This window comes from Phaeodactylibacter sp. (assembly GCF_022763345.1).
Classification (GTDB): Bacteria; Bacteroidota; Bacteroidia; order Chitinophagales; family Saprospiraceae; genus Phaeodactylibacter.
Genome location: NZ_JALEGS010000061.1, coordinates 50,529 through 71,938 on the forward strand (window position 1 = coordinate 50,529; position 21,410 = coordinate 71,938).

General features: G+C 53.7%; 14 protein-coding genes. All 14 read left to right on the forward strand.

From position 1 onward, the window contains the following. Positions 1–3: 3 nt before the first annotated feature. On the forward strand, positions 4–1,521 hold the full coding sequence (locus tag MRY86_RS16700; protein WP_293571667.1) for an arabinan endo-1,5-alpha-L-arabinosidase: 1,518 nt from the start codon (positions 4–6) through the stop codon (positions 1,519–1,521). Between the two features lie 28 nt (positions 1,522–1,549). Next, a complete protein-coding gene (locus MRY86_RS16705) occupies positions 1,550–3,100 on the forward strand; it encodes an alpha-L-arabinofuranosidase C-terminal domain-containing protein (protein ID WP_293570386.1) in 1,551 nt (516 codons plus the stop codon). 6 nt (positions 3,101–3,106) lie between these two features. Next, positions 3,107–4,102 (forward strand): glycoside hydrolase family 43 protein, encoded by a 996-nt coding sequence (locus tag MRY86_RS16710; RefSeq protein ID WP_293570387.1) that lies wholly within the window; start codon positions 3,107–3,109, stop codon positions 4,100–4,102. A 19-nt stretch (positions 4,103–4,121) separates the two neighbouring features. After that, a complete protein-coding gene (locus MRY86_RS16715) occupies positions 4,122–5,111 on the forward strand; it encodes a glycoside hydrolase family 43 protein (protein ID WP_293570388.1) in 990 nt (329 codons plus the stop codon). Beyond that, positions 5,108–6,100 carry an arabinan endo-1,5-alpha-L-arabinosidase gene (locus MRY86_RS16720; protein ID WP_293570389.1) on the forward strand — a complete coding sequence of 331 codons (993 nt, stop codon included), beginning with the start codon at positions 5,108–5,110 and terminating at the stop codon, positions 6,098–6,100. Before MRY86_RS16715 ends, MRY86_RS16720 begins: the two co-directional genes overlap by 4 nt. Positions 6,101–6,107: 7 nt before the next feature. Further along, positions 6,108–8,075 (forward strand): beta-L-arabinofuranosidase domain-containing protein, encoded by a 1,968-nt coding sequence (locus tag MRY86_RS16725; RefSeq protein ID WP_293570390.1) that lies wholly within the window; start codon positions 6,108–6,110, stop codon positions 8,073–8,075. A 38-nt stretch (positions 8,076–8,113) separates the two neighbouring features. Beyond that, complete coding sequence (locus tag MRY86_RS16730; RefSeq protein ID WP_363325467.1) at positions 8,114–10,066, forward strand: alpha-L-arabinofuranosidase C-terminal domain-containing protein; 1,953 nt, start codon at positions 8,114–8,116, stop codon at positions 10,064–10,066. Position 10,067: 1 nt separating this feature from the next. Beyond that, on the forward strand, positions 10,068–11,756 hold the full coding sequence (locus MRY86_RS16735) for a ribulokinase (RefSeq protein WP_293570392.1): 1,689 nt from the start codon (positions 10,068–10,070) through the stop codon (positions 11,754–11,756). Next, positions 11,753–12,451 (forward strand): L-ribulose-5-phosphate 4-epimerase, encoded by a 699-nt coding sequence (locus tag MRY86_RS16740; RefSeq protein ID WP_293570393.1) that lies wholly within the window; start codon positions 11,753–11,755, stop codon positions 12,449–12,451. Before MRY86_RS16735 ends, MRY86_RS16740 begins: the two co-directional genes overlap by 4 nt. A 15-nt stretch (positions 12,452–12,466) precedes the next feature. Next, complete coding sequence (gene araA, locus MRY86_RS16745; protein ID WP_293570394.1) at positions 12,467–13,975, forward strand: L-arabinose isomerase; 1,509 nt, start codon at positions 12,467–12,469, stop codon at positions 13,973–13,975. An 11-nt stretch (positions 13,976–13,986) separates the two neighbouring features. Then, complete coding sequence (locus MRY86_RS16750) at positions 13,987–16,401, forward strand: glycoside hydrolase family 88 protein (protein WP_293570395.1); 2,415 nt, start codon at positions 13,987–13,989, stop codon at positions 16,399–16,401. 44 nt (positions 16,402–16,445) lie between these two features. Then, on the forward strand, positions 16,446–17,633 hold the full coding sequence (locus MRY86_RS16755; protein WP_293570396.1) for an aldose epimerase family protein: 1,188 nt from the start codon (positions 16,446–16,448) through the stop codon (positions 17,631–17,633). Positions 17,634–17,648: 15 nt separating this feature from the next. Then, the gene (locus tag MRY86_RS16760) at positions 17,649–19,403 is read left to right on the forward strand and encodes a sodium:solute symporter (RefSeq protein WP_293570397.1); all 1,755 of its coding nucleotides are present in this window, start codon (positions 17,649–17,651) and stop codon (positions 19,401–19,403) included. 83 nt (positions 19,404–19,486) lie between these two features. Next, positions 19,487–21,403, forward strand: coding sequence for a glycoside hydrolase family 97 protein (locus tag MRY86_RS16765; RefSeq protein WP_293570398.1), 1,917 nt, complete (start codon positions 19,487–19,489; stop codon positions 21,401–21,403). Positions 21,404–21,410 lie beyond the last annotated feature (7 nt).

Genomic DNA, 21,410 nt, shown 5'->3' on the forward strand with positions numbered 1-21,410 from the left:
ATTATGAGACTATCGCTTAACCACAACAAGATTTTATTTCTGGCGGCTGTCGTTGCCTTTTCGACCCTTATGGGGTGCAAAGATGACGATATGCCTACGCCCATTATTGAGCCGGAACCAAGCACCAATACCGGAGATACCACCACACTTGATGATGGCCCGGTAGATTTTTCCAACTTCTCCGACACGTATGCCGGTGTCGCAACGCCCGCAATGACCGATCAGTGGAGGCATTACAACGTGCACGATCCTTCCTACGTCGTGGATGATGAATTCACCTACTGCTACAATACCGATGTGGCATTCGGGCACGAAATCAGGGCCGGTATACAAATCAGACGGAGCATCAACCTGGTGGAATGGGAGTTTGTAGGCTGGGCTTTCCCCGGCATCCCATCGCAGGGAGGCAATTACATTCGTCAAAACGGCGGAGAACCCAATCCCGGGCTTTGGGCACCTTACATTATGAAGGTTAATGGTGAATATCGCCTTTACTACTCCCTGGCATCCAACGTCCCCCGCCTAAGCGCAATCGGGCTGGCGACATCTGACGACCCCCGCGGGCCGTTTGTGGAGCAGGGGTTGGTGGTCACGTCCCAGAATGACGGCTCTACCCACACTAATGCGATTGACCCCACGGTCATCGTCACCGACAACGGAGAGCACTGGATGTACTATGGTTCTTCCTGGGATGCCATTTACAGGGTACAACTGAACCCGACAACCGGGCTGTCTCAGAACCCAAACGACAAAGGGGTGCGTATAGCCCATCGCGGCTTTACCGGCAACACCATTAACGGAAATATCGAAGCCCCGGAAATCATCTACAATCCGGAATTTGATCAGTACTACATGTTCATTGCCTACGACTGGCTGGAGACCAAGTACAATGTGCGCGTGGGAAGGTCGGATAGCCCAACGGGCCCCTTCTTCGATATTGAGGGCAAAAACATGAATGAGCTGGCTGACGATGAGCCCATGATTCTGGCCCCTTACCGCTTCGAAGGGCATAGCGGCTGGCAGGGCGTCTCCCACCCCGGCGTTTTTGAAAAGGATGGCCGTTTTTACATGGGGCATCAGGGACGCCCGGGCGTCAATCCATTCTTTATGGTGATGCATGTCCGGCAGTTGTTCTGGACCGAAGATGGCTGGCCCCTCGTGAGCTGTCAGCGCTATGCTACCGAAGAAGAAACCGCAGTGGAAGAGGCGGAGCTGATTGGCAACTGGGATCAGATTACGTACGAATACCAAATCGTGCCTGGCTTTGCCGAAGAACAGCTTTCCCCGAATTATATCGATTCAGAACCCATCACACTGGAGGAAGGCGGCACGATAAGCGGAAGCACCGGCGGCACCTGGTCTTACAGCAGCCCCTGGCTAAACCTGGCTTATGACAACGGCACCACAGCAAGGGTGCGGGTGGAAAGAGGCCGGGACTGGGAAAATGAAGTACCGGAAACCGTGCTGTTCACGGGCCTGAATGACCAGAATATTACCGTTTGGGGCAAAAAATTGCAATAAACAACATAACTCCCTTAAAAGAAAAATCATGATGAGCAAATTCATTGCGCTTGCAGTTGGAGGATTCTTGCTGATGGCGAATATCAGCAACGCTCAGGCTGTGGCCATTAAGGTCGAACCACAGGAGGATGCACCACAGATTAGCAAGCATATCTATGGCCACTTTGCCGAGCATCTGGGCCGGTGTATCTACGGTGGCTTTTACGTAGGAGAAGATAGCGATATCCCGAACACCGCCGGGGTCCGCATGGACGTGGTAGAAGCGCTCAGGGAGTTGTCGATACCGAACCTGCGCTGGCCAGGCGGTTGCTTCGCCGATACTTACCACTGGAAGGACGGTATTGGCCCGAAGGAAGAGCGCCCATCCATCCTCAACATCTGGTGGGGGAACGTCCGGGAGGACAACAGCTTTGGCACCCATGAGTTCCTCAACATGTGCGAGCTGCTGGGCACAGAGCCTTACCTGTCGGCAAACGTTGGCAGCGGCACCCCCCAGGAGCTGGCGGACTGGATCAAGTACACCAATCATCCGGCGGGTACAAGCCCCATGCCGGAACTCAGAGAAGAGTATGGCCGCGAGGAGCCCTGGAAAGTGACTTACTGGGGGATTGGCAACGAAGCCTGGGGCTGCGGTGGTAATATGACACCGGAATACTACTCGGATGTCTACCGGCGCTACGCCACCTTTACAACCGACTGGCGCAATTCTGATGGCCTGGTGCGGGTCGCTTCCGGCGCAAGCAGCAGCGACTACAACTGGACAGAGGTGCTGATGAAGAACATCCCCAAAAACCTCATCGAAGCCATGGCGCTGCACCATTACTCGGTCATTGACTGGGGCAACAAAGGGCCTTCCACTGAGTTTTCCGAAGGCCAGTACTTCACCATCATGGAGCGGGCGCTGATGATGGAAGAGCTCATTCAGAAGCACACCGCGATCATGGACAAGCACGATCCGGAGCAGAAAGTGGCCTTGTTTGTGGACGAATGGGGCGGATGGTACGACCCGGAACCGGGCACCAATCCTGGCTTCCTGTATCAGCAGAACACCATGCGTGACGCGATGATCGCAGGTACTACGCTGAACATCTTCAACAACCACGCCGACCGGGTCAAAATGGCTAACCTGGCACAAGCCGTGAACGTACTGCAGGCGGTCATCCTGACCGATGAGGAAAAAATGATCCTTACGCCGACGTATCACGTGATGCGGATGTACAAGGTCCATCAGGATGCTACGCTGATCCCGCTGTCCTTCGAGTCTCCGGAGTATACGCATGAGGACAAGTCCCTGCCCGCGATTTCCGCCTCCGCTTCACGGGATGCAGCAGGAAATACCCATTTCTCCCTGGTCAATATCGATTCAGAAAAAGCGCATGAGATCCAGCTGGATGTAAGCGGGCTTGACCTGTCCAAAGTATCGGGTGAAATCCTGTCTGCTGACAAGTTGCAGGACCACAACTCCTTCGATAACCCCGACAAGGTACATCCGGAAAGTTTTAAGAAAATACAGCTGAAGGGCGGTACCCTCTCCCTGGAGATTCCTCCTTTCTCAGTTATTGTAATCACAGCAAAGTAAAGATTGATGAAGTTAAGTGAAGTGTATTGGACGTTGTTGATCGTAGGGCTGGCTTTAGCCTGTCAGCGAGAGGATGATGAGGTACCGGTCATTGAGTCACCGGTCAGCTCCATTGTGCATCACAATCCTATTATCAAAGATAAGTTTACCGCAGACCCGGCTGCTATGGTTCATGACGGGACCGTCTACCTCTATACTGGTCATGATGAGCAGGAAATTGGAACCGAAGGCTATTTGATGAAGGACTGGCTCGTTTTCTCGTCTACCAACCTGGAAGACTGGACAGACCATGGCCCGGCTCTCGCGGTAAGCGATTTTTCCTGGGCACTCCGGGATGCCTGGGCTGCTCATACAGTAGAGCGGGACGGAAAGTTTTACTGGTACGTATCAGTAGAGCACCGCACGGTCCCCGGCAAAGCCATTGGCGTGGCGGTATCAGATAGCCCGACCGGGCCTTTTTCGGATGCACGCGGGGATGCCTTGATTACCAACGATATGACCACAGCGATAGACAGCTACTGGGATGATATCGACCCTGCCGTGTACATCGATGACGATGGGCAGGCTTATATCTTCTGGGGCAATACGGCTTGCTACTATGCAAAGCTCAAAGACAATATGATCGAGCTGGACGGTGAAATCCACGAGGTAGAAGGGTTGGTCAATTTCACGGAAGCGCCCCACATTCACAAAAAAGACGATCAGTATTATTTGACCTACGCTGCGGAGTGGCCGGAGAGAATTGCCTACGCAACAGCGGATAGCCTCACTGGCACCTGGAAATACCAGGGCATCATTAACGATTATGTGGAGAACAGCTCCACGAACCATCAGACCATTATCGAGTACGAAGGCCAGTCTTACTTCATCTATCACAATGGCAGCTTGCCTTCTGGTGGAGACTATCGGCGTTCGGTCTGCATAGACAGCCTGTTCTACCGGGACAACGGGACCATAGCGCCCATCGTCCAAACGGATGAAGGGGTGGAAAGTATTCGGTAAAGCAAAAAGCAAAGCGCAAATGAAAATACATTCCCTATATCATCTTGTAATTACGCTGGGGCTGGTGTGCCTAGCCCATAGTGCCCTACATGCCCAGGGGCCGGACGAAGCCACCTCCCCGCTCAAGATGAACAACCCGGTGATTACGCACAAATTCACCGCAGATCCGGCGGCCATCGTGCATAACGATACGGTCTACCTGTATACCGGGCACGATGAAGCCGAACAAGACTACCACTTCTACAAAATGAACGAATGGCTGGTCTTCTCTTCCACCAATATGGTCGATTGGAAGGAGCACCAGGTGCCGCTTAAAGTCGCTGATTTCTCCTGGGCAAAAAGTGATGCCTGGGCAGCGGAAGTCATCGAAAAGGAGGGCAGGTTTTACTGGTACGTTACGGTTGAGCATGCTACCATTCCCGGCAAAGCCATCGGCGTAGCGGTAGCAGACAGCCCGGTTGGACCCTTTAAAGATGCCCTCGGTAATGCCTTGGTCACCAATGATATGACCAAAGCAACGGATATTGGCTGGGATGACATCGATCCTACTGTTTTTATTGATGATGATGGCCAGGCCTACCTCTTCTGGGGCAATACTGTCTGCTACTACGCGAAGCTAAAGGAAAACATGATCGAGCTGGATGGTGAGATCAAAGTAGTGGAAGGCTTGCCCCACTTCACGGAAGCGCCCTGGATTCACAAGCGGGGAGACTGGTATTACCTTTCCTACGCCTATCAGTTCCCGGAAAAGACGGCTTACGCCATGTCCAAATCCATCGAAGGCCCCTGGGAGTACAAGGGTATCCTGAATGAACTGGCCGGCAACTGCAATACCAACCATCAGGCCATTATCGAGTACAAAGGCGTGCCTTACTACATCTACCATACCGGCGGCATCCAGCCTATGGGCGGCAGTTTCCGCCGTTCGGTCTGTATTGACCGCCTGTACTACAACGAAGACGGCACGATGAAGCGCATTATTATGACATCAGAAGGCATTCAAAAATGAAGCATTTAACCTATAGCATAGCAATATTGATGATAGGGCTGTTGCCCTCCCGGAGTCTGGCTCAGGCTATCGACATCCGGGTGCATGACCCGGTGGTAATCGAAGCCAACGGGCTTTATCACCTTTTTTGTACCGGCATGGGCATTGCCCATTTTACCTCCACCGATTTGGAAAACTGGGAGGAAGCAGATCCGGTATTCCCGGAAAAGCCAGCCTGGACGGACGAAGTGGTTCCGGAGTTCCGCAATCACATCTGGGCGCCTGACATCCTTTTCCACAACGGGCAGTACTACATCTACTACTCGGTTTCGGCTTTCGCCAAAAATACCTCCGCCATTGGCGTGGCGACTACGAAATCCCTGGACCCGGACGACGAGGGCTATGGCTGGACCGACCACGGCATCGTCATACAGTCCCATCCCAACCGGGACCTCTGGAATGCCATCGACCCAAACATCGTCTTTGATGACGAAGGCGTGCCGTGGATGTCCTTTGGCTCCTTCTGGGACGGGCTGAAACTGGTCAGGATGGCCCCTTCCCTGCTCGAAATCGCCGAACCACAGGAATGGCATACCATCGCCCGCCGGGAGCGCAGCTTTGAGCTGAGTGACAAAAACCCGGGTGACGCCGCTCTGGAAGCGCCATTTATCTTCAAGAAAGACGGCTGGTACTATCAGTTCCTTTCCTGGGACCTGTGCTGCCGTGGCGCCAACAGTACCTACAAGGTGGTCGTGGGCCGCTCCAAAAACGTAGAAGGCCCCTACTTCGACCGGGAGGGCAAAAACCTCTTCCACGGTGGGGGCAGCCTGGTGGTGGAAGGCAATGAAAACTGGTACGGCGCAGGGCACTGTAGTGTTTACCATTTTAAGGAGGAAGACTACATGTTCATGCACGCTTATGACGCCAAAGACGAGGGCCGTCCTAAGCTCATGGTTAAGAAAATCCGATGGTCAGATGATGGCTGGCCCTATGTCAGAAGACTGAATTAGAAGCAAAATGAAGCACACATTATATCTGGCTATCCTATCCTGTTTTGTATTCAGTTGCAGCACACAGGAAACACAGGTGGAAGCTGAAGTTTCCAAATACGCGGGTTATCGGATTGCTCCGGTGGACATACAGCATGTACGCATGACGGACGACTTCTGGCTGCCCATCATCAAAAGGGTACAGGAGCAAACCATTGCCTACGCCCTGGACAAGTGCGAAGAAGAAGGCCGCATGGAAAACTTCCTGATTGCCGGCGGAAAGCTGGAAGGAGCCACCCGCGGGGCCATGCCATTTGATGATACGGATTTGTACAAAATCATTGAGGGCGCCTCTAATTCCCTGATCAGTGCACCTAATCCGGAACTGGAGCGCACCCTGGATACCCTGATTGACATCATTGCCGTGGGGCAGGAAGCAGATGGCTACCTGACCACCTGGCGGACCATTGACCCGGCCAAACCACCAGCCCCCTGGGTAAAGGTGATAGAAGGCAAGCGCTGGGAATCCCTCGAGGCCAGCCACGAAATGTACAATCCGGGGCATTTATACGAAGCCGCTTACACGCACTACATCGCCACTGGCAAAACCAACTTCCTGAATATTGCCCTGAAAAATGCCGACCTTTTGGTAAAGACCTTCGGGGATGGCGAAGGGCAGATTAGCACCGTGCCCGGGCATCAAATCATCGAAACCGGGCTCATCAAACTGTATATGGCTAGTGGAGAAGAAAAATACCTCCACCTCGCCAAATACTTCCTCGACAACCGGGGCAATCCGGACAACCATGAGCTCTTCGGGCCTTACGCTCAGGACCATCTGCCTGTAGTGGAGCAGAAGGAAGTGGTGGGGCATGCCGTCCGGGCAGTGTACATGTACGCGGCCATGACAGATATCGCGGTGCTGATGCGCGACTCCGCCTATGATCAGGCCGTACAGCAGCTCTGGGAGAATATGGTGGGTAAGAAAATGTACCTCACCGGCGGCATCGGCGCCCGGCACGATGGCGAGTCTTTTGGCGACAATTACGAATTACCCAACCTGACGGCCTACAGCGAAACCTGCGCTGCCATCGGTAGTGTGTACTGGAATCACCGCTTGCACCGGCAGTACGGGGACGTTAAGTACTACGATATCATAGAGCGCACGCTCTACAACGGGCTTATCGCCGGGCTTTCCCTGGATGGCACCCACTTTTTTTACCCCAATGCCCTGGAAGCGGATGGGAAGTACGAATTCAACCGGGGTGCCTGTACCCGGCAGGGCTGGTTCGATTGCTCCTGCTGCCCAACGAATATGATCCGGTTTATCCCTGCGGTGGCGGGGCTGCTGTATTCCAAGACAGAAGACACCCTCCTGGTGAATCTGTATGCAGGGAGCGAGGCTACAGTGGAGCTCTCCAGCAATACCTTAAAGATCAAACAAGAGACGAATTATCCCTGGTCAGGTAAAGTACGCCTGACGGTTTCCACCGAAGCGCCCAACCCGGTAATGCTGAAGCTGCGCATTCCCTCCTGGGCAAGAAATGAAGTCGCTCCGGGCGGGCTGTACCAGTATCAGGCGCATGAGCGTGCTGAGCCCACCCTGAAAATCGATGGTGAACCAGTAGCGCTGGAAGTTGCAGAGGGCTACATCCTGTTAACCCGTGACTGGAGCAAGGGCGCTACACTTGAGTTGGAGCTACCCACCACAGTCCGAAAAGTGCGTACAGATGAACGGGTGGAAGCCAACCTCGGTAAGCTGGCGCTGGAGTACGGTCCTATTGTCTATGCCGTAGAGTCTTTCGATAACCCTAATGTTTTTGAAAATCTAAGTATTGCCCCTGACGACACCTTCGAAGTGCGCTGGCAGCCTGAGCTGCTGGGGGGCGTCAATACCATAACCAACAACCAACTAACCGCTATACCTTACTACGCCTGGTCCAACCGGGGCATTGGCAAGATGAAGGTATGGCTGCCTAAACCGGAAATAAGATGAGCAAAAGATTAATGCGACGAATTGGATTTCAATTGCTGATGCTGCTGGGTGTCGCTATTCAGCAGACTGCCGCGCAGACCCGGGCCCTCACCGTAAACGCTTCGGAGTCGATAGCGCCCATACAGCCTACCATGTACGGTATCTTCTTTGAGGACATCAACTTCGCAGCGGACGGCGGTTTGTACGCCGAAATGGTGAAAAACCGGGGCTTCGAGTTTGTGGATCCCATGATGGGATGGCAGCAGCCCAACAGCGACCGACACTCCATGAACCTGGAATCGGGATTCGCGACAGCTATCAAGTCGAAAGAATCCCCGGCTGATCAGACCTATATTCAGGTGCTGGTCAATAAGCCTGAAGGGTATGAGCTGATCAACGAAGGTTTCCGGGGCATGGGTGTTGAGTCCGGAGCGGAGTACCTGTTGTCCTTTGAAGGAGCCAAGGGCGAAGGAGAGGTGTCCCAGGTGGTCTTCACACTCATTGACGAAAGCGATAAAGCGATTGGCAGCACTACGGTGGACCTGTCCGGAACCGACTGGAAGGTGTATGAGGCTTCCATTAAGGCCAAAGCCACATCGGAAAAGGCGAAGCTTAAGCTCACCTTCCAAGGAGCCGGCATCGTCCACCTCGACATGGTGTCTCTTTTCCCTAAAGACACCTGGATGGGCCGGGAGAAAGGCCTGCGTAAGGATCTGGTGCAACTTCTGAACGATCTTGACCCCGGCTTCCTGCGCTTTCCCGGCGGCTGCATTGTGGAAGGCCGGACCCTGGCGCGCCGCTATCAGTGGAAAAAGACAGTAGGCCCTATTGAAGACCGGGAGATCCTTGTCAACCGCTGGAATACCGAGTTTGCCCACCGCCCCACACCGGACTACTTCCAAAGTTTTGGGCTGGGCTTCTTTGAATACTTTCAGTTGGCCGAAGATATGGGCGCAGCGCCCATGCCGATCCTGAGTTGTGGGATGGCTTGCCAGTTCAATACCGCCGAGCTGGTGCCCATGGATCAGCTGGACCCCTACGTACAGGATGCCCTGGACCTGATCGAGTTTGCCAACGGTGATGTATCAACAGACTGGGGGAAGCTTAGAAGCGATATGGGGCATCCTGAGCCTTTCAATATGAAATACATCGGTATTGGCAATGAGCAGTGGGGCCCTGAATACATTAAGCGTTTCAAGGTTTTTGAAAAAGCCATCAAGGCAAAGTACCCCGAGATCATCATCATTTCCGGCAGTGGCCCTTTCCCGGACGGAGAGCACTTTGAGTACGGTATGGAGCAACTCTCGGAGCTGAATTCAGAAATCGTGGATGAGCATTACTACCGTCCGCCCAACTGGTTCCGGGAAAATGCCAACCGCTACGATAGCTATGACCGCAACGGCCCTAAAATTTTTGCAGGAGAGTACGCCGCCCAAAGTGTAGCCATCGCCAGTCCGGACAACCGGAATAACTGGAACTGCGCCCTGTCTGAGGCTGCTTTCATGACCGGCCTGGAGCGCAACGCGGATGTGGTGGTAATGACCTCCTACGCCCCATTGATGGCCCATGCCGAGGGCTGGCAATGGACACCGGATCTGATTTGGTTCAACAACCTGGAGTCCTACGGCACCGCCAATTACTACGTACAGAAGCTGTTTTCCAATAACCGGGGCACAGATCTGATCAGCATCACAGAGGAGGACAGTCCATTGACGGGGCAGTCCGATCTTTATGCTTCCGCCGTGAAAGATGCAAACACCAATGAGCTGATTATTAAAGTGGTGAATACCGCAAAATCGGCACAGGAGATCGACCTGGACTTCGAAGGGGCAAAGGTAGCCGGTAAAGCTATGAGCTACACCTTGCGCAGCGATGACCCGGAAGCCGTCAATTCCTTTGAATCTCCGAAGGGGATCAGCCCGGCGGAAGCAGAAATCCCCTTATCGAAAGGCCGCCTGCGCACATCTGTGCCTTCGGAAGCATTGGTGGTCTACAAAGTAAAAATCAAATAGCATGAAGAGTTATGTCATAGGCTTGGACTACGGTTCGGACAGTGTCCGGGCGGTCCTCATTGATGCCGAATACGGGAACGAAATTGCCTCCAGCGTGCACTGGTATCAGCGCTGGCTGGAAAAGAAATACTGCGAGCCATCCAAAAATCAATTCCGTCAGCACCCGCTTGACCACATCGAAGGCCTGGAGAAAACCATCAAGGGCGTGATGCAGCAATCTGGCATAAAGGCTTCAGCAGTAAAAGGCATTTGTATTGACACCACCGGTTCTTCCCCCGTGCCGGTCACGGAAGATGGAACCCCTCTGGCCATGGTGCCTGGTTTTGAAGAAAACCCAAACGCCATGATGGTACTATGGAAAGACCACACAGCCATTAGGGAAGCCGACGAAATTAACGATCTGGCCGCCAATTGGGGTGGAGAAGACTTCACCAAATACGAAGGAGGTATTTACTCCTCGGAGTGGTTCTGGGCTAAAATCCTGCATGTGGTACGGGAAGATCAGGCCGTGCGGGCTGCCGCACACTCCTGGTTGGAGCACTGCGACCTGATGACCAATATCCTGATCGGGAATAAAGACCTCAGGCAGCTAAAGCGCAGCCGCTGTGCTGCCGGTCACAAAGCCATGTGGCATGAGGACTGGGGCGGACTGCCCCCTGTAGAGTTTTTGGAGCAGCTGGACCCCTATCTGGCGGAGCTGCGCGGCCGACTGTACAGGAATACCTACACCTCAGATGTAGTGGCGGGCCAGCTGAGTGCCGAATGGGCCAGTAAACTTGGGCTGACCACCGAAACGGTCATAGCGGTAGGCACCTTTGATGCCCACGCCGGTGCCGTTGGAGCTCAGATTGACGAGTTCAGCCTGGTGCGGGTCATGGGCACCTCCACCTGTGACATTATGGTAGCCAACCATAATGTAGTAGGCGACAAGACCGTAAAAGGGATCTGCGGCCAGGTAGATGGCTCGGTCATCCCCGGCATGGTTGGGCTCGAAGCAGGACAGTCTGCTTTCGGAGATGTACTGGCCTGGTTCAAGGAAGTACTGATGTGGCCTATTGATGAGCTGGTCATGAACTCAGGCGTGATCACCGCTGAACAAAAACAGCAACTGGCAGAAGAAATAGAAAAGCAGTTCATGGGCACCCTGACCAAGCAGGCAGAAAGCATTCCACTGTCAGAAAGCCTGCCCACTGCTCTGGACTGGATCAACGGCCGCCGCACACCGGATGCCGATCAGTCGCTAAAGAGTGCGATTACTCACCTGTCGCTGGGCACCAAAGCGCCTCATATTTTCAAAGCACTGGTCCATGCCATCTGCTTTGGCGCTAAGAAAATTGTAGAGCGTTTTGAAGAAGAGGGCGTGGAGATTCGGAAAGTAATCGGTATCGGCGGGGTAGCCCGCAAGTCGCCCTTTATCATGCAAACGCTGGCCAATGTACTCAACCGGCCCATAGTGGTCGCTTCCTCCGACTATGCACCGGCTCTGGGCGCCGCCATCTACGCCGCTGTGGCTGCCGGGCTGTACCCGGACATCATTACGGCCAGCAAAAGCCTGGGCAGTAGCTACGAAGCCGAATACTACCCACAAGCAGATAAGGTCGTAGCCTTTGAGCCATTGTTGGAGCGCTATGATGCCCTCTGCGGCTTTGTGGAGCAGATCACCCATAAAAACAAGATGTCATTAGCATGAGCAAATACACAGAACTAAAGCGGGAATGCTACGAGGCCAACATGGAGCTCAATGCACTGGGGCTGGTCATTTATACCTTTGGGAATGTGAGCGCGGTGGACCGGCAGCACGGTGTTTTTGCCATTAAGCCCAGCGGGGTACCCTACGAGACGCTACGCCCGGAAGACATCGTGATGGTGGACTTTGACAATCAGATTGTGGAAGGCAGCCTGCGCCCGTCCTCTGATACCAAAACCCATGCTTACCTGTACAAGCACTGGGAAAACATAGGGGGTGTAGCCCACACCCACGCCACCTATTCAGTCGCCTGGGCACAGGCGCAGCGGGATATCCCCATTTTTGGGACCACCCATGCGGACCATCTGACAGCCGACATCCCCTGTGCGCCCCCGATGAAGGACGAGCTGATCGAAGGCAACTACGAGCACAATACCGGAATTCAGATTCAGGATTGCTTCCGGGAGCGGGGGCTTTCCTACGAGGAGGTCCCTATGGTGCTGGTGGGCAATCATGGCCCCTTCGCCTGGGGCAAGACTGCGGCCAAAGCCGTTTACCACAGCAAGGTGCTGGAAGCCGTAGCTGAAATGGCTTACCTCACCCTGCAGATCAACCCTCAGGCCCCGCGCCTGAAGGATTCACTAATTAGAAAACATTACGAGCGCAAGCATGGCGCCAATGCCTACTACGGGCAGTAAAATAACGCTGAACGAATGAGCAAAATGGAAAGTAAAGTAATTTGGTTTGTAACCGGCAGCCAGCATTTGTACGGTCCGGAAACCCTGGAGCAGGTAGCTGCGAATGCTGCTGGTATTGTTAAGGGATTGAACGCGGCGGATGCGATCCCCGTACACCTGATTAAGAAGGAGGTCGTCACTACGCCCGACAGTATTCAGCAACTTTGCCTGGCCGCAAACAACGATAACAATTGCATCGGTATCATCGCATGGATGCACACCTTCTCTCCCGCAAAAATGTGGATACGGGGCCTACAGCAACTGCAAAAACCGCTTTGCCATCTGCATACGCAGTTCAATGCGGCCATTCCATGGCAAAGTATTGATATGGATTTCATGAACCTCAATCAGGCGGCGCACGGAGACCGGGAGTTTGGGTACATCATGTCCAGAATGCGCAAAAAAAGAAAAATTGTGGTTGGGCACTGGTCCTCCGCATCCGTACAGCAAAAACTAGGGGTTTGGAGCCGGGTGGCTTTAGGCTGGCATGAGCTGCAACAGCTTAAGGTCGCCCGCATTGGTGACAATATGCGGGAAGTAGCCGTCACAGAGGGCGACAAAGTGGACGCACAGCTGCGTTTTGGTTTCTCCGTTAATGGGTACGACACTTCCGATGTCAATGCCTACATCAAAGCCGTGTCTGACAAGCAGCTGAATGACCTGCTGGAGGTTTACGAAAGTGAATACCGCCTCACGAAAGCGCTGCAAAAGGGCGGAGACAGCCGGCACTCCCTGGAAGAAGCTGCACGTATTGAGATTGGTATGCGCGCCTTCCTGGAAGAAGGGGGCTTTGGTGCTTTCACCGACACCTTTGAGAACCTGGATGGGCTGAAGCAATTGCCCGGCATTGCTGCGCAGCGGCTGATGGCTGATGGTTATGGCTTCGGTGCTGAAGGCGACTGGAAAACGGCCGCCCTGCTGCGCAGTATGAAAGTGATGGCGCAGGGGCTGGAAGGTGGTACTTCCTTCATGGAGGATTATACTTACCACTTTACGCCGGAGCGGTCTTACGTTCTTGGTTCCCACATGCTGGAAATTTGCCCCTCAATTGCCAATGAGCAGCCTTCCTGTGAGGTACACCCGCTGGGCATCGGTGGGAAAGAAGACCCGGTCCGCCTGGTCTTTGATGGCCAGCCCGGCCCGGCCCTCAATGCCTCTTTGGTAGACATGGGAACCCGCTTCCGTCTAATTGTCAATGAAGTGGAAAGCTCCCTGCCTCAGGAAGATTTGCCTAATTTGCCGGTCGCCAGAGTACTGTGGGATGCCAAGCCAAACCTGGAGGTCGCTGCCACGGCCTGGATTCTGGCAGGCGGTGCACACCATACCGTGTACACGCAGGCCCTTACCACAGAATACCTGGAAGACTTTGCCGATATAGCAGGCATAGAGCTACTGGTAATCGATGAAGAGACCAGGGTTCGCTCATTTAAGGATCAGCTGAATGCGAATGAGGTGTACTACCATCTTTTTCAGCATAGGCTTTAATTTTAGCATTCATGAAAAATCAGGGACATAACGGCGGGCTTTTGAAAAGGGGAGGAGTGTACCCTATCCGGCTTTTTCTAAGCCTTGCCTTTCTGATGTTGTTGCTTGCCGGGACTTCCACTCCCGGCATGGCGCAACGAGCAGAAAGCTACGAGACGCTAGCGGAAGACGGGGCCTGGTGTTGGTTTTCTGACCCGCGCTCGGTCTACCACGAAGGGGAGCATCAGCGTACTTATACCGGATTCGTAACCTCCACGGGCGATATTACCATCGTTTCGAAGGACCATCAGTCCGGTGCGTTAGTCACAAAGGTGCTTTACGAAAGCGTGCAGGTGGATGATCATGTCAATCCTTCGCTGCTGGTCCTGCCCGATGGCCGGTTGATGGTGTTTTTCACCCGGCATAACGGCACACTGTACTACGCAAAAACTGAGAAACCGGAGGACATAACCTCTTTCGCAACCGTAGATTCTCTGGATTTAGGAAGTGAGCTCTGCTACACCAATCCGGTCCTATTGAGCGAAGAAGATAACCGGATTTACCTGTTCTCCCGCGGAGGGTACGACTGGAAGCCTTCCTTCGTCACTTCGGACGATCTGGGCGCCACCTGGTCCAAGCCTCAGACCTTTGTTTCCAAAAAAGTCAACAACCCTATGAACCGGCCTTACACCAAGGTCGTGTCTGATGGGAAATCAAGCATTCACTTCGCATTCACGGATGGCCATCCGCGGTTAGAGAACCACAATTCGATCTACTACCTGCGGTACGAAGGGGGGCGCTTTTTTGATGCCGGCGGGAAGGTAATTGGAGATACCAAACAACTGCCGCTCGTGCAGTCCGACATTCCTAAAGTATACAATGGCGTTGCCAGCAATCAGCGGGCCTGGATATGGGACCTTGCGCTGACGCAGGATGGGCGCCCGGCAATGGTGTACACGACCTTGCCGGAAGAAACCCTCCACTTTTACAATTATGCAGTTTGGGATGGCGAATCCTGGCAAAACACCCGGCTTTGCGAGGCTGGAAGTGCTTTTCCGCGCTTCCCGCGCCCTAAGGAAATGCGAGACCCCGAGCCTCACTACTCCGGCGGTATCTGCCTGGACCACACCGACCCCAATCGGGTATACCTGTCCCGTCCCGTTGCCGACCGGTTTGAAATTGAGGAATGGGCTACAGGCGATGGGGGGCAGACTTTCAGCTCACAGGCCGTCACCGTTCGGTCATTGCAGGACAATGTCCGCCCGGTAGCTGTACGTAATGCGCCGGAACAGCTGAGCCCCCGCCTCATGTGGATGCACCTGGACCATTATGCGCATTACACCGATTACCGTACCCGCATCAAGACCAACCGGCCCGCAGAAGGGTTTGATGCCGCCATTTCGCCATCTGCCATAAAAGAAGTCATGGGCGCTGTAGCGGACTGGCAAATCGGGCATCAGCATTTGGTGAAGCACCATCCGCTGGACTGGACCAACGGTGCGCTCTATTCGGGTATGATGGCCTGGTCGTTGGTGGCTCAGGATGAGCAATACAAAAACTGGCTCCAACAGATTGGGCAGCGGCACGCCTGGCAGCCCTTTTTCCGGATGTACCACGCTGATGATGTGGTGGTGAGCCAGATGTACCTCGATATGTATCAGCATCACCAAACTGAAGCCCGCTATCCTTACCGGATGCTGGCGCCGACCAAGGCACGCCTGGATTACGTCATCAACCACCCTTCTGAAGGTTCACTGTTGCTGGATTATTCGGACCCGCAAACTCTGGAGCGCTGGTCGTGGTGTGATGCGCTGTTTATGGCACCGCCGGTCTATGTAAAAATGGCCAATATCACGGGCGACGAGAAGTACCTCGAGTTTATGGACCAAGAATACAAAGCAACTTACGACTTCCTTTACGATAAGGAGGAGCATCTATTCTACCGGGACTACCGCTTTTTTCCAGAGCGTAAGCGGGAGGCGAACGGAGAAAAGATATTCTGGGGCCGCGGTAATGGCTGGGTAATGGGCGGACTGGTCTCCATACTTAAAGACTTGCCGAAAGACAGCCCCTACCGGCCGTTTTACGAAAACCTGTTCCGGGAAATGGCCGCCAAGGTCGCCTCTTGTCAGGAAGCAAGTGGGTTCTGGCATGCAAGTATGCTGGACCACGAAGCCTTCCCCAACCCGGAAACCAGTTCAAGTGCCTTCTTCTGCTACGCTTTGGCCTATGGGGTGCGCAGTGGGCTGCTGGACCGGGGTCAGTACGAGCCAGCCGTACAGAAAGCCTGGCAGGCGCTGGTCAGTGCCGTCTATCCGGATGGCAAGCTGGGCTGGGTGCAGCCAATTGGTGAAGACCCCAGGGACGTGACCGCTGAAATGACAGAAGTCTACGGCGTGGGCGCCTTTTTACTGGCGGGTACAGAATTACTGCAATTGGCAAAATAGTGTGGCCATTGCTTAAAGAGACTTTAAAAAACAACCTAATGTTTATGAAAAAGAAAGGCTTATTCCTCCCATTCGCAGGGATACTGTTCCTGTTCGCTGCTCTGCTGAGTTCATGTGGCTCTAACCCTGAATCTGCCGAATCAACAGCTACGGAGTCCGAAACTGTTGAGCCCCCGGTGATGATTACCAGTCAGGCATACGGGCAGCTGGAAGACGGGCGCACAGTAGACCAATACCAGCTCAAAAATGCCAATGGCATGGCGGTAGAGGTTATTACTTACGGCGGGATCATTACTTCCTGGACTGCGCCGGACAGAACCGGTGCTTACGAAAATGTAGTGCTGGGCTACGACAGCCTCTCCCAATATCTTGCAAACAATCCCTACTTCGGTGCTATTATCGGCCGTTATGGCAACCGTATTGCGAAGGGGCAGTTTGTCCTGGAGGGTACCACCTACGAACTAGCTACTAACGATGGCCCCAATCACCTGCACGGCGGCCTCAAAGGATTTGACAAAGTCCTCTGGTCAGCAGATACGGCAACAACCGCGGAGGGCGCCTCCCTTATACTGAGGTACGAAAGCGCAGATATGGAGGAAGGCTATCCAGGTAATCTGTCCGTACAGGTTACCTACACGCTGACTCCCGATGACGCACTGCAGGTGGACTACGAAGCGACCACGGATAAGGCGACAATTGTGAACCTCACCCAGCATTCCTACTTCAACCTCTCCGGTGATTTCAGCCAAACCATTCTCGACCATGAGTTGATGATTGCGGCAGATCAGTACCTGCCAGTAGATGCCACCCTGATTCCTACCGGCGAGCTCGCCCCAGTGGAGGGTACGCCCTTTGATTTTCGGGAAGCTAAAGCGGTTGGGCGCGACATTGGAGCCGATCATCCGCAACTGGAGCTGGGTAAAGGCTATGACCACTGTTGGGTGCTCAATGAGCAGGGCAGCATGCGACGGGTAGCAAGTGCTTACCACCCGGGAACCGGCCGGCAGCTGGAAGTCTTTACGGACAAGCCCGGCATTCAGTTCTACAGCGGCAACTTCCTGGATGGCACGTTGCCTATGCCTGGCGGAGGCACCTATGGGCACCGCACCGGCTTTTGCCTGGAAACCCAGCACTACCCGGATTCGCCCAATCAAAAAGACTTTCCATCAGTGGTGTTACGGCCCGGAGAAACTTACGAAACCCGAACCACCTTCAAATTTTCAACGAAGTAGACAACAACAAAAGACATGAGTGTACTAGCAACGATAGACTGGGTATTCATTGCCCTGTACTTTGTGATTATTTTGGGGATTGCCTGGTGGGTGATCCGGCAACAATCAGATACGTCTGATGATTATTTCCTGGCCGGGCGCAACCTGGGCTGGTTTGTTGTGGGGGCCTCCATTTTTGCCTCTAATATTGGTTCTGAGCACCTTGTTGGGCTGGCAGGCTCTGGTGCTACAGATGGTGTAGCCATGGCTCACTACGAGTTGCAGGCCTGGTGCCTGTTGGTGCTGGGTTGGGTACTGGCCCCCTTTTACATGCGGTCTAAGGTCTTTACGATGCCGGAATTTCTGGAGCGCCGCTTTTCGCCTACCGCAAGATGGGTACTATCAATCATCTCCCTAATTGCCTATGTACTGACGAAAGTAGCAGTGGGGATTTTTGCCGGTGGTATCGTCTTCGGTGTGTTGGTGCCCGAAATCAGCTTTATGGGGCTGGACAGCTTTTGGATCGGATCCATTCTGATGATTTTGCTTACCGGGCTCTACACCGTGCTGGGTGGACTGAAGGCCGTAGCCTACACCGAAGCTATTCAAACCGTCATCCTGATCGTTGGTGCGATCCTGGTAACCGTCTACGGGCTGGATGCCCTGGGTGGCTGGGGTGAACTGCGCCGTATCGCGGGCTCTGAGATGTTCAACCTTTGGAAACCACTGGTGCCCGAAGGCGTTGAGGGCACCTGGGCACCCGTGCTCACTGAAGATCGGATGGCTTGGTATTTCAACAGCAATTATCCCTGGGTGGGCATGTTGTTTTGTGCGCCCATCATCGGTCTGTGGTACTGGTGTACGGATCAGTACATCGTACAGCGTATGTTGGGTTCTGCCAGCCTGACGGAAGCACGGCGGGGCTCTATTGCAGCGGCTTTTTTCAAGTTATTGCCGGTTTTTATTTTCATCATCCCAGGCATTATCACCTTCGCGCTAGCCATGAGTGGCAAAATAGATACCATTACCGAGACGATGGTCGACAGTAATGGTGAACTGATCACCGTGAATGCGCAACAGGCCTTCCCGTTATTGGTGGCAACGGTGCTGCCGGCCGGCATCCGGGGTATTGTGGTTGCGGGCCTTTTGGCGGCGCTGATGAGCTCTCTGGCAGGTGTATTCAACGCTTCCTCCACGCTGTTTACGATGGATTTGTACTCCAAGTTCAAGCCGGGTGTATCCGAAAAGACCCTGGTCCGCGTAGGCCGCATTGCTACTGGCGTTATGGTGGTCATTGGCTTGCTTTGGATACCGGTGATTCAGGGCAGCCGGGGGCTGTATGATTATTTGCAGAGTGTGCAGGGCTACTTGGCACCTCCTATTTTCGTGGTCTTCTTCTTCGGAATTTTCAATAAACGCCTGAATGCAAAAGGGGCTCTTTCTGCCCTTATTGTAGGGTTTGCGCTGGGCCTCTTCCGCCTGGCCATTGATACGCCGGTGATGCTGACCGAAGGCTTTGCTTACGAAGAAGGCTCGATATTCTGGATTATCAACAATACCTTCTTCCAGTATTACAGCCTGTTTATCTTCCTGGTGTCTGCTGCAACCATGTTGATTGTCAGCTATGCCTCAGAAGCACCGGATTACAGCAAGATCAGCGGACTGACCTTCGGTACTGTAACCGCCGAGCATAAAGCAGAAACCAAATCCAGCTACACGCGTGGTGATGTGATCATCTCAGTGCTGGTTGTGGTATTGATTTTCATGGCGTATATTTATTTCAACGGTTAAGCCGGAAGACTTTGGGGCTGAGACGAGTGGTGGTTCCGGCGCTCGTCTCAGCTTTCTGCCTGATTCTGTAAAGCCCTTACGATATGAAAACGCTCCACTTGTTCCCGTTGCTGCTGCTAAGCCTTTTGGGGTGCGCTGATGCAACGATTCCGCCTTTATCTAATGCCTCTGGCAGCCTGCAGTGTACGCTGGGTATCGATACGGAGGGGCAGCCATTTTACCTCTTGTCTTATCAAGGCGCTACGGTACTGGATACCTCCTACCTGGGTATTCGCCTGGAAGGTGCGGATTGCACCCGAGATATGGAATGGGTATCGGTAGGGGAGCCTTCCCTGAAGGCAGTGCGGTATTCCATGACGCACGGCAAGCAACAGACGGTCCGTTACACCGGGCAGCAGTACCGGGCTGTTTTACGGAACGCAGCCGGGTTCGAGTTGGAAGTCCATTTTTACTTATCGGAACAAGGGTTTGCCTACCGCTACTATTTTCCGCGCGCACCAAAGGACAGTATCCTGGTTTTGGAAGAAGCCTCCGCTTATGGCTTTCCTGATTCTACAATGGCCTGGATGCAGCCCATGTCCAAAGCCAAATCCGGATGGAAGGAAACCAACCCGTCCTACGAGGAAAATTACCTGATGGAGGTTCCGGTCTCCACCCCTTCCCCAATCGGCGAAGGGTTTGTGTACCCGGCTTTGTTTAAGGTCGGAGCGCATTGGTTGCTGGCTACGGAAGCTGATTTACACCCGGGTTATTGCGGCACGAGGTTGCGGTACGATAGTCTTTCCCGACAATTGAAAGTCGCCTTTCCGCAAGCCAAGGAGGTATTTCCGGGTGGAGGGCTGTTGCCCCGGGGTGAAGCACCTTTTCGCAGCCCCTGGCGTATTGTGGCGGTTGGCAGCCTGGGGGATATTGTGGAAAGTACGATTGGGACGGACCTCGCGGCATCTTCAAAAGGATTAGGCCGCGATTTTGTAAAAAGCGGACTGGCTTCCTGGAGCTGGGTATTGCTGAAAGACGATTTTACGAATTATGAAACGTCCAGGCGGTTTATCGACTACGCCGGGGAAATGAACTGGCCCTACTGCCTCATTGATGCGGACTGGGACTGGAAAATCGGTTACGAAAGGATGCAGGAACTGATTGATTATGCCAGGACCAAAGACGTGAAGATTTTGTTGTGGTATAATTCTTCCGGAAGCTGGAACAGCACGACCTATTCACCCAAGAGCAAACTGATAGACCCGGAAAGCCGGAAGGCGGAGTTTGCCCGGCTGCAGCAAATGGGCGTAGCGGGCATCAAAGTGGACTTCTTCGGTGGTGACGGGCAGTCGATGATCGCCTACTACCACGATATCCTGCAAGATGCGGCCAAGTATCAACTGATGCTCAATTTTCATGGGGCTACGCTGCCGCGAGGCTGGCACCGGACCTATCCACACCTGATGACAGTAGAAGCCATTAAGGGTGGAGAATTCATTACTTTCCTTCAGGAAAACGCGGATCAGGCGCCCCGCCACTGCGCGGTCATTCCCTTCACCCGTAATGTGTTCGACCCCATGGACTTTACGCCTATGGTGCTGGACAGCATTCCCGGTATTCAACGCCGGACTACCCCGGCCTTTGAGCTGGCGCTGCCCGTCTTGTTTACATCGGGCATTCAGCATATTGCCGAAATTCCGGAAGGGATGCAAAAAATGCCAGCTTATGTGGCCGATTACCTGCGAGATGTCCCTACGCAATGGGATGAAGTGAAATTTATGGACGGATACCCGGGAAAATACGCAGTTATCGCACGTCGCAAGGGAGAAGTCTGGCACATAGCGGGCATCAATGGAACGAATAAGGAGATTTTGGTGCGCTTAGACCTTTCGTTTGTTGCCCATAAGCAGGGCGTACTCCTGTACGATGGCCCGGAAGGACAGATACTGAAAGGAGAGGCTTTGGCAGGTCCGACTGTTGTAGGCCTGCCGGGCAGGGGTGGTTTCGTGATTAAAATATGATTGAGCA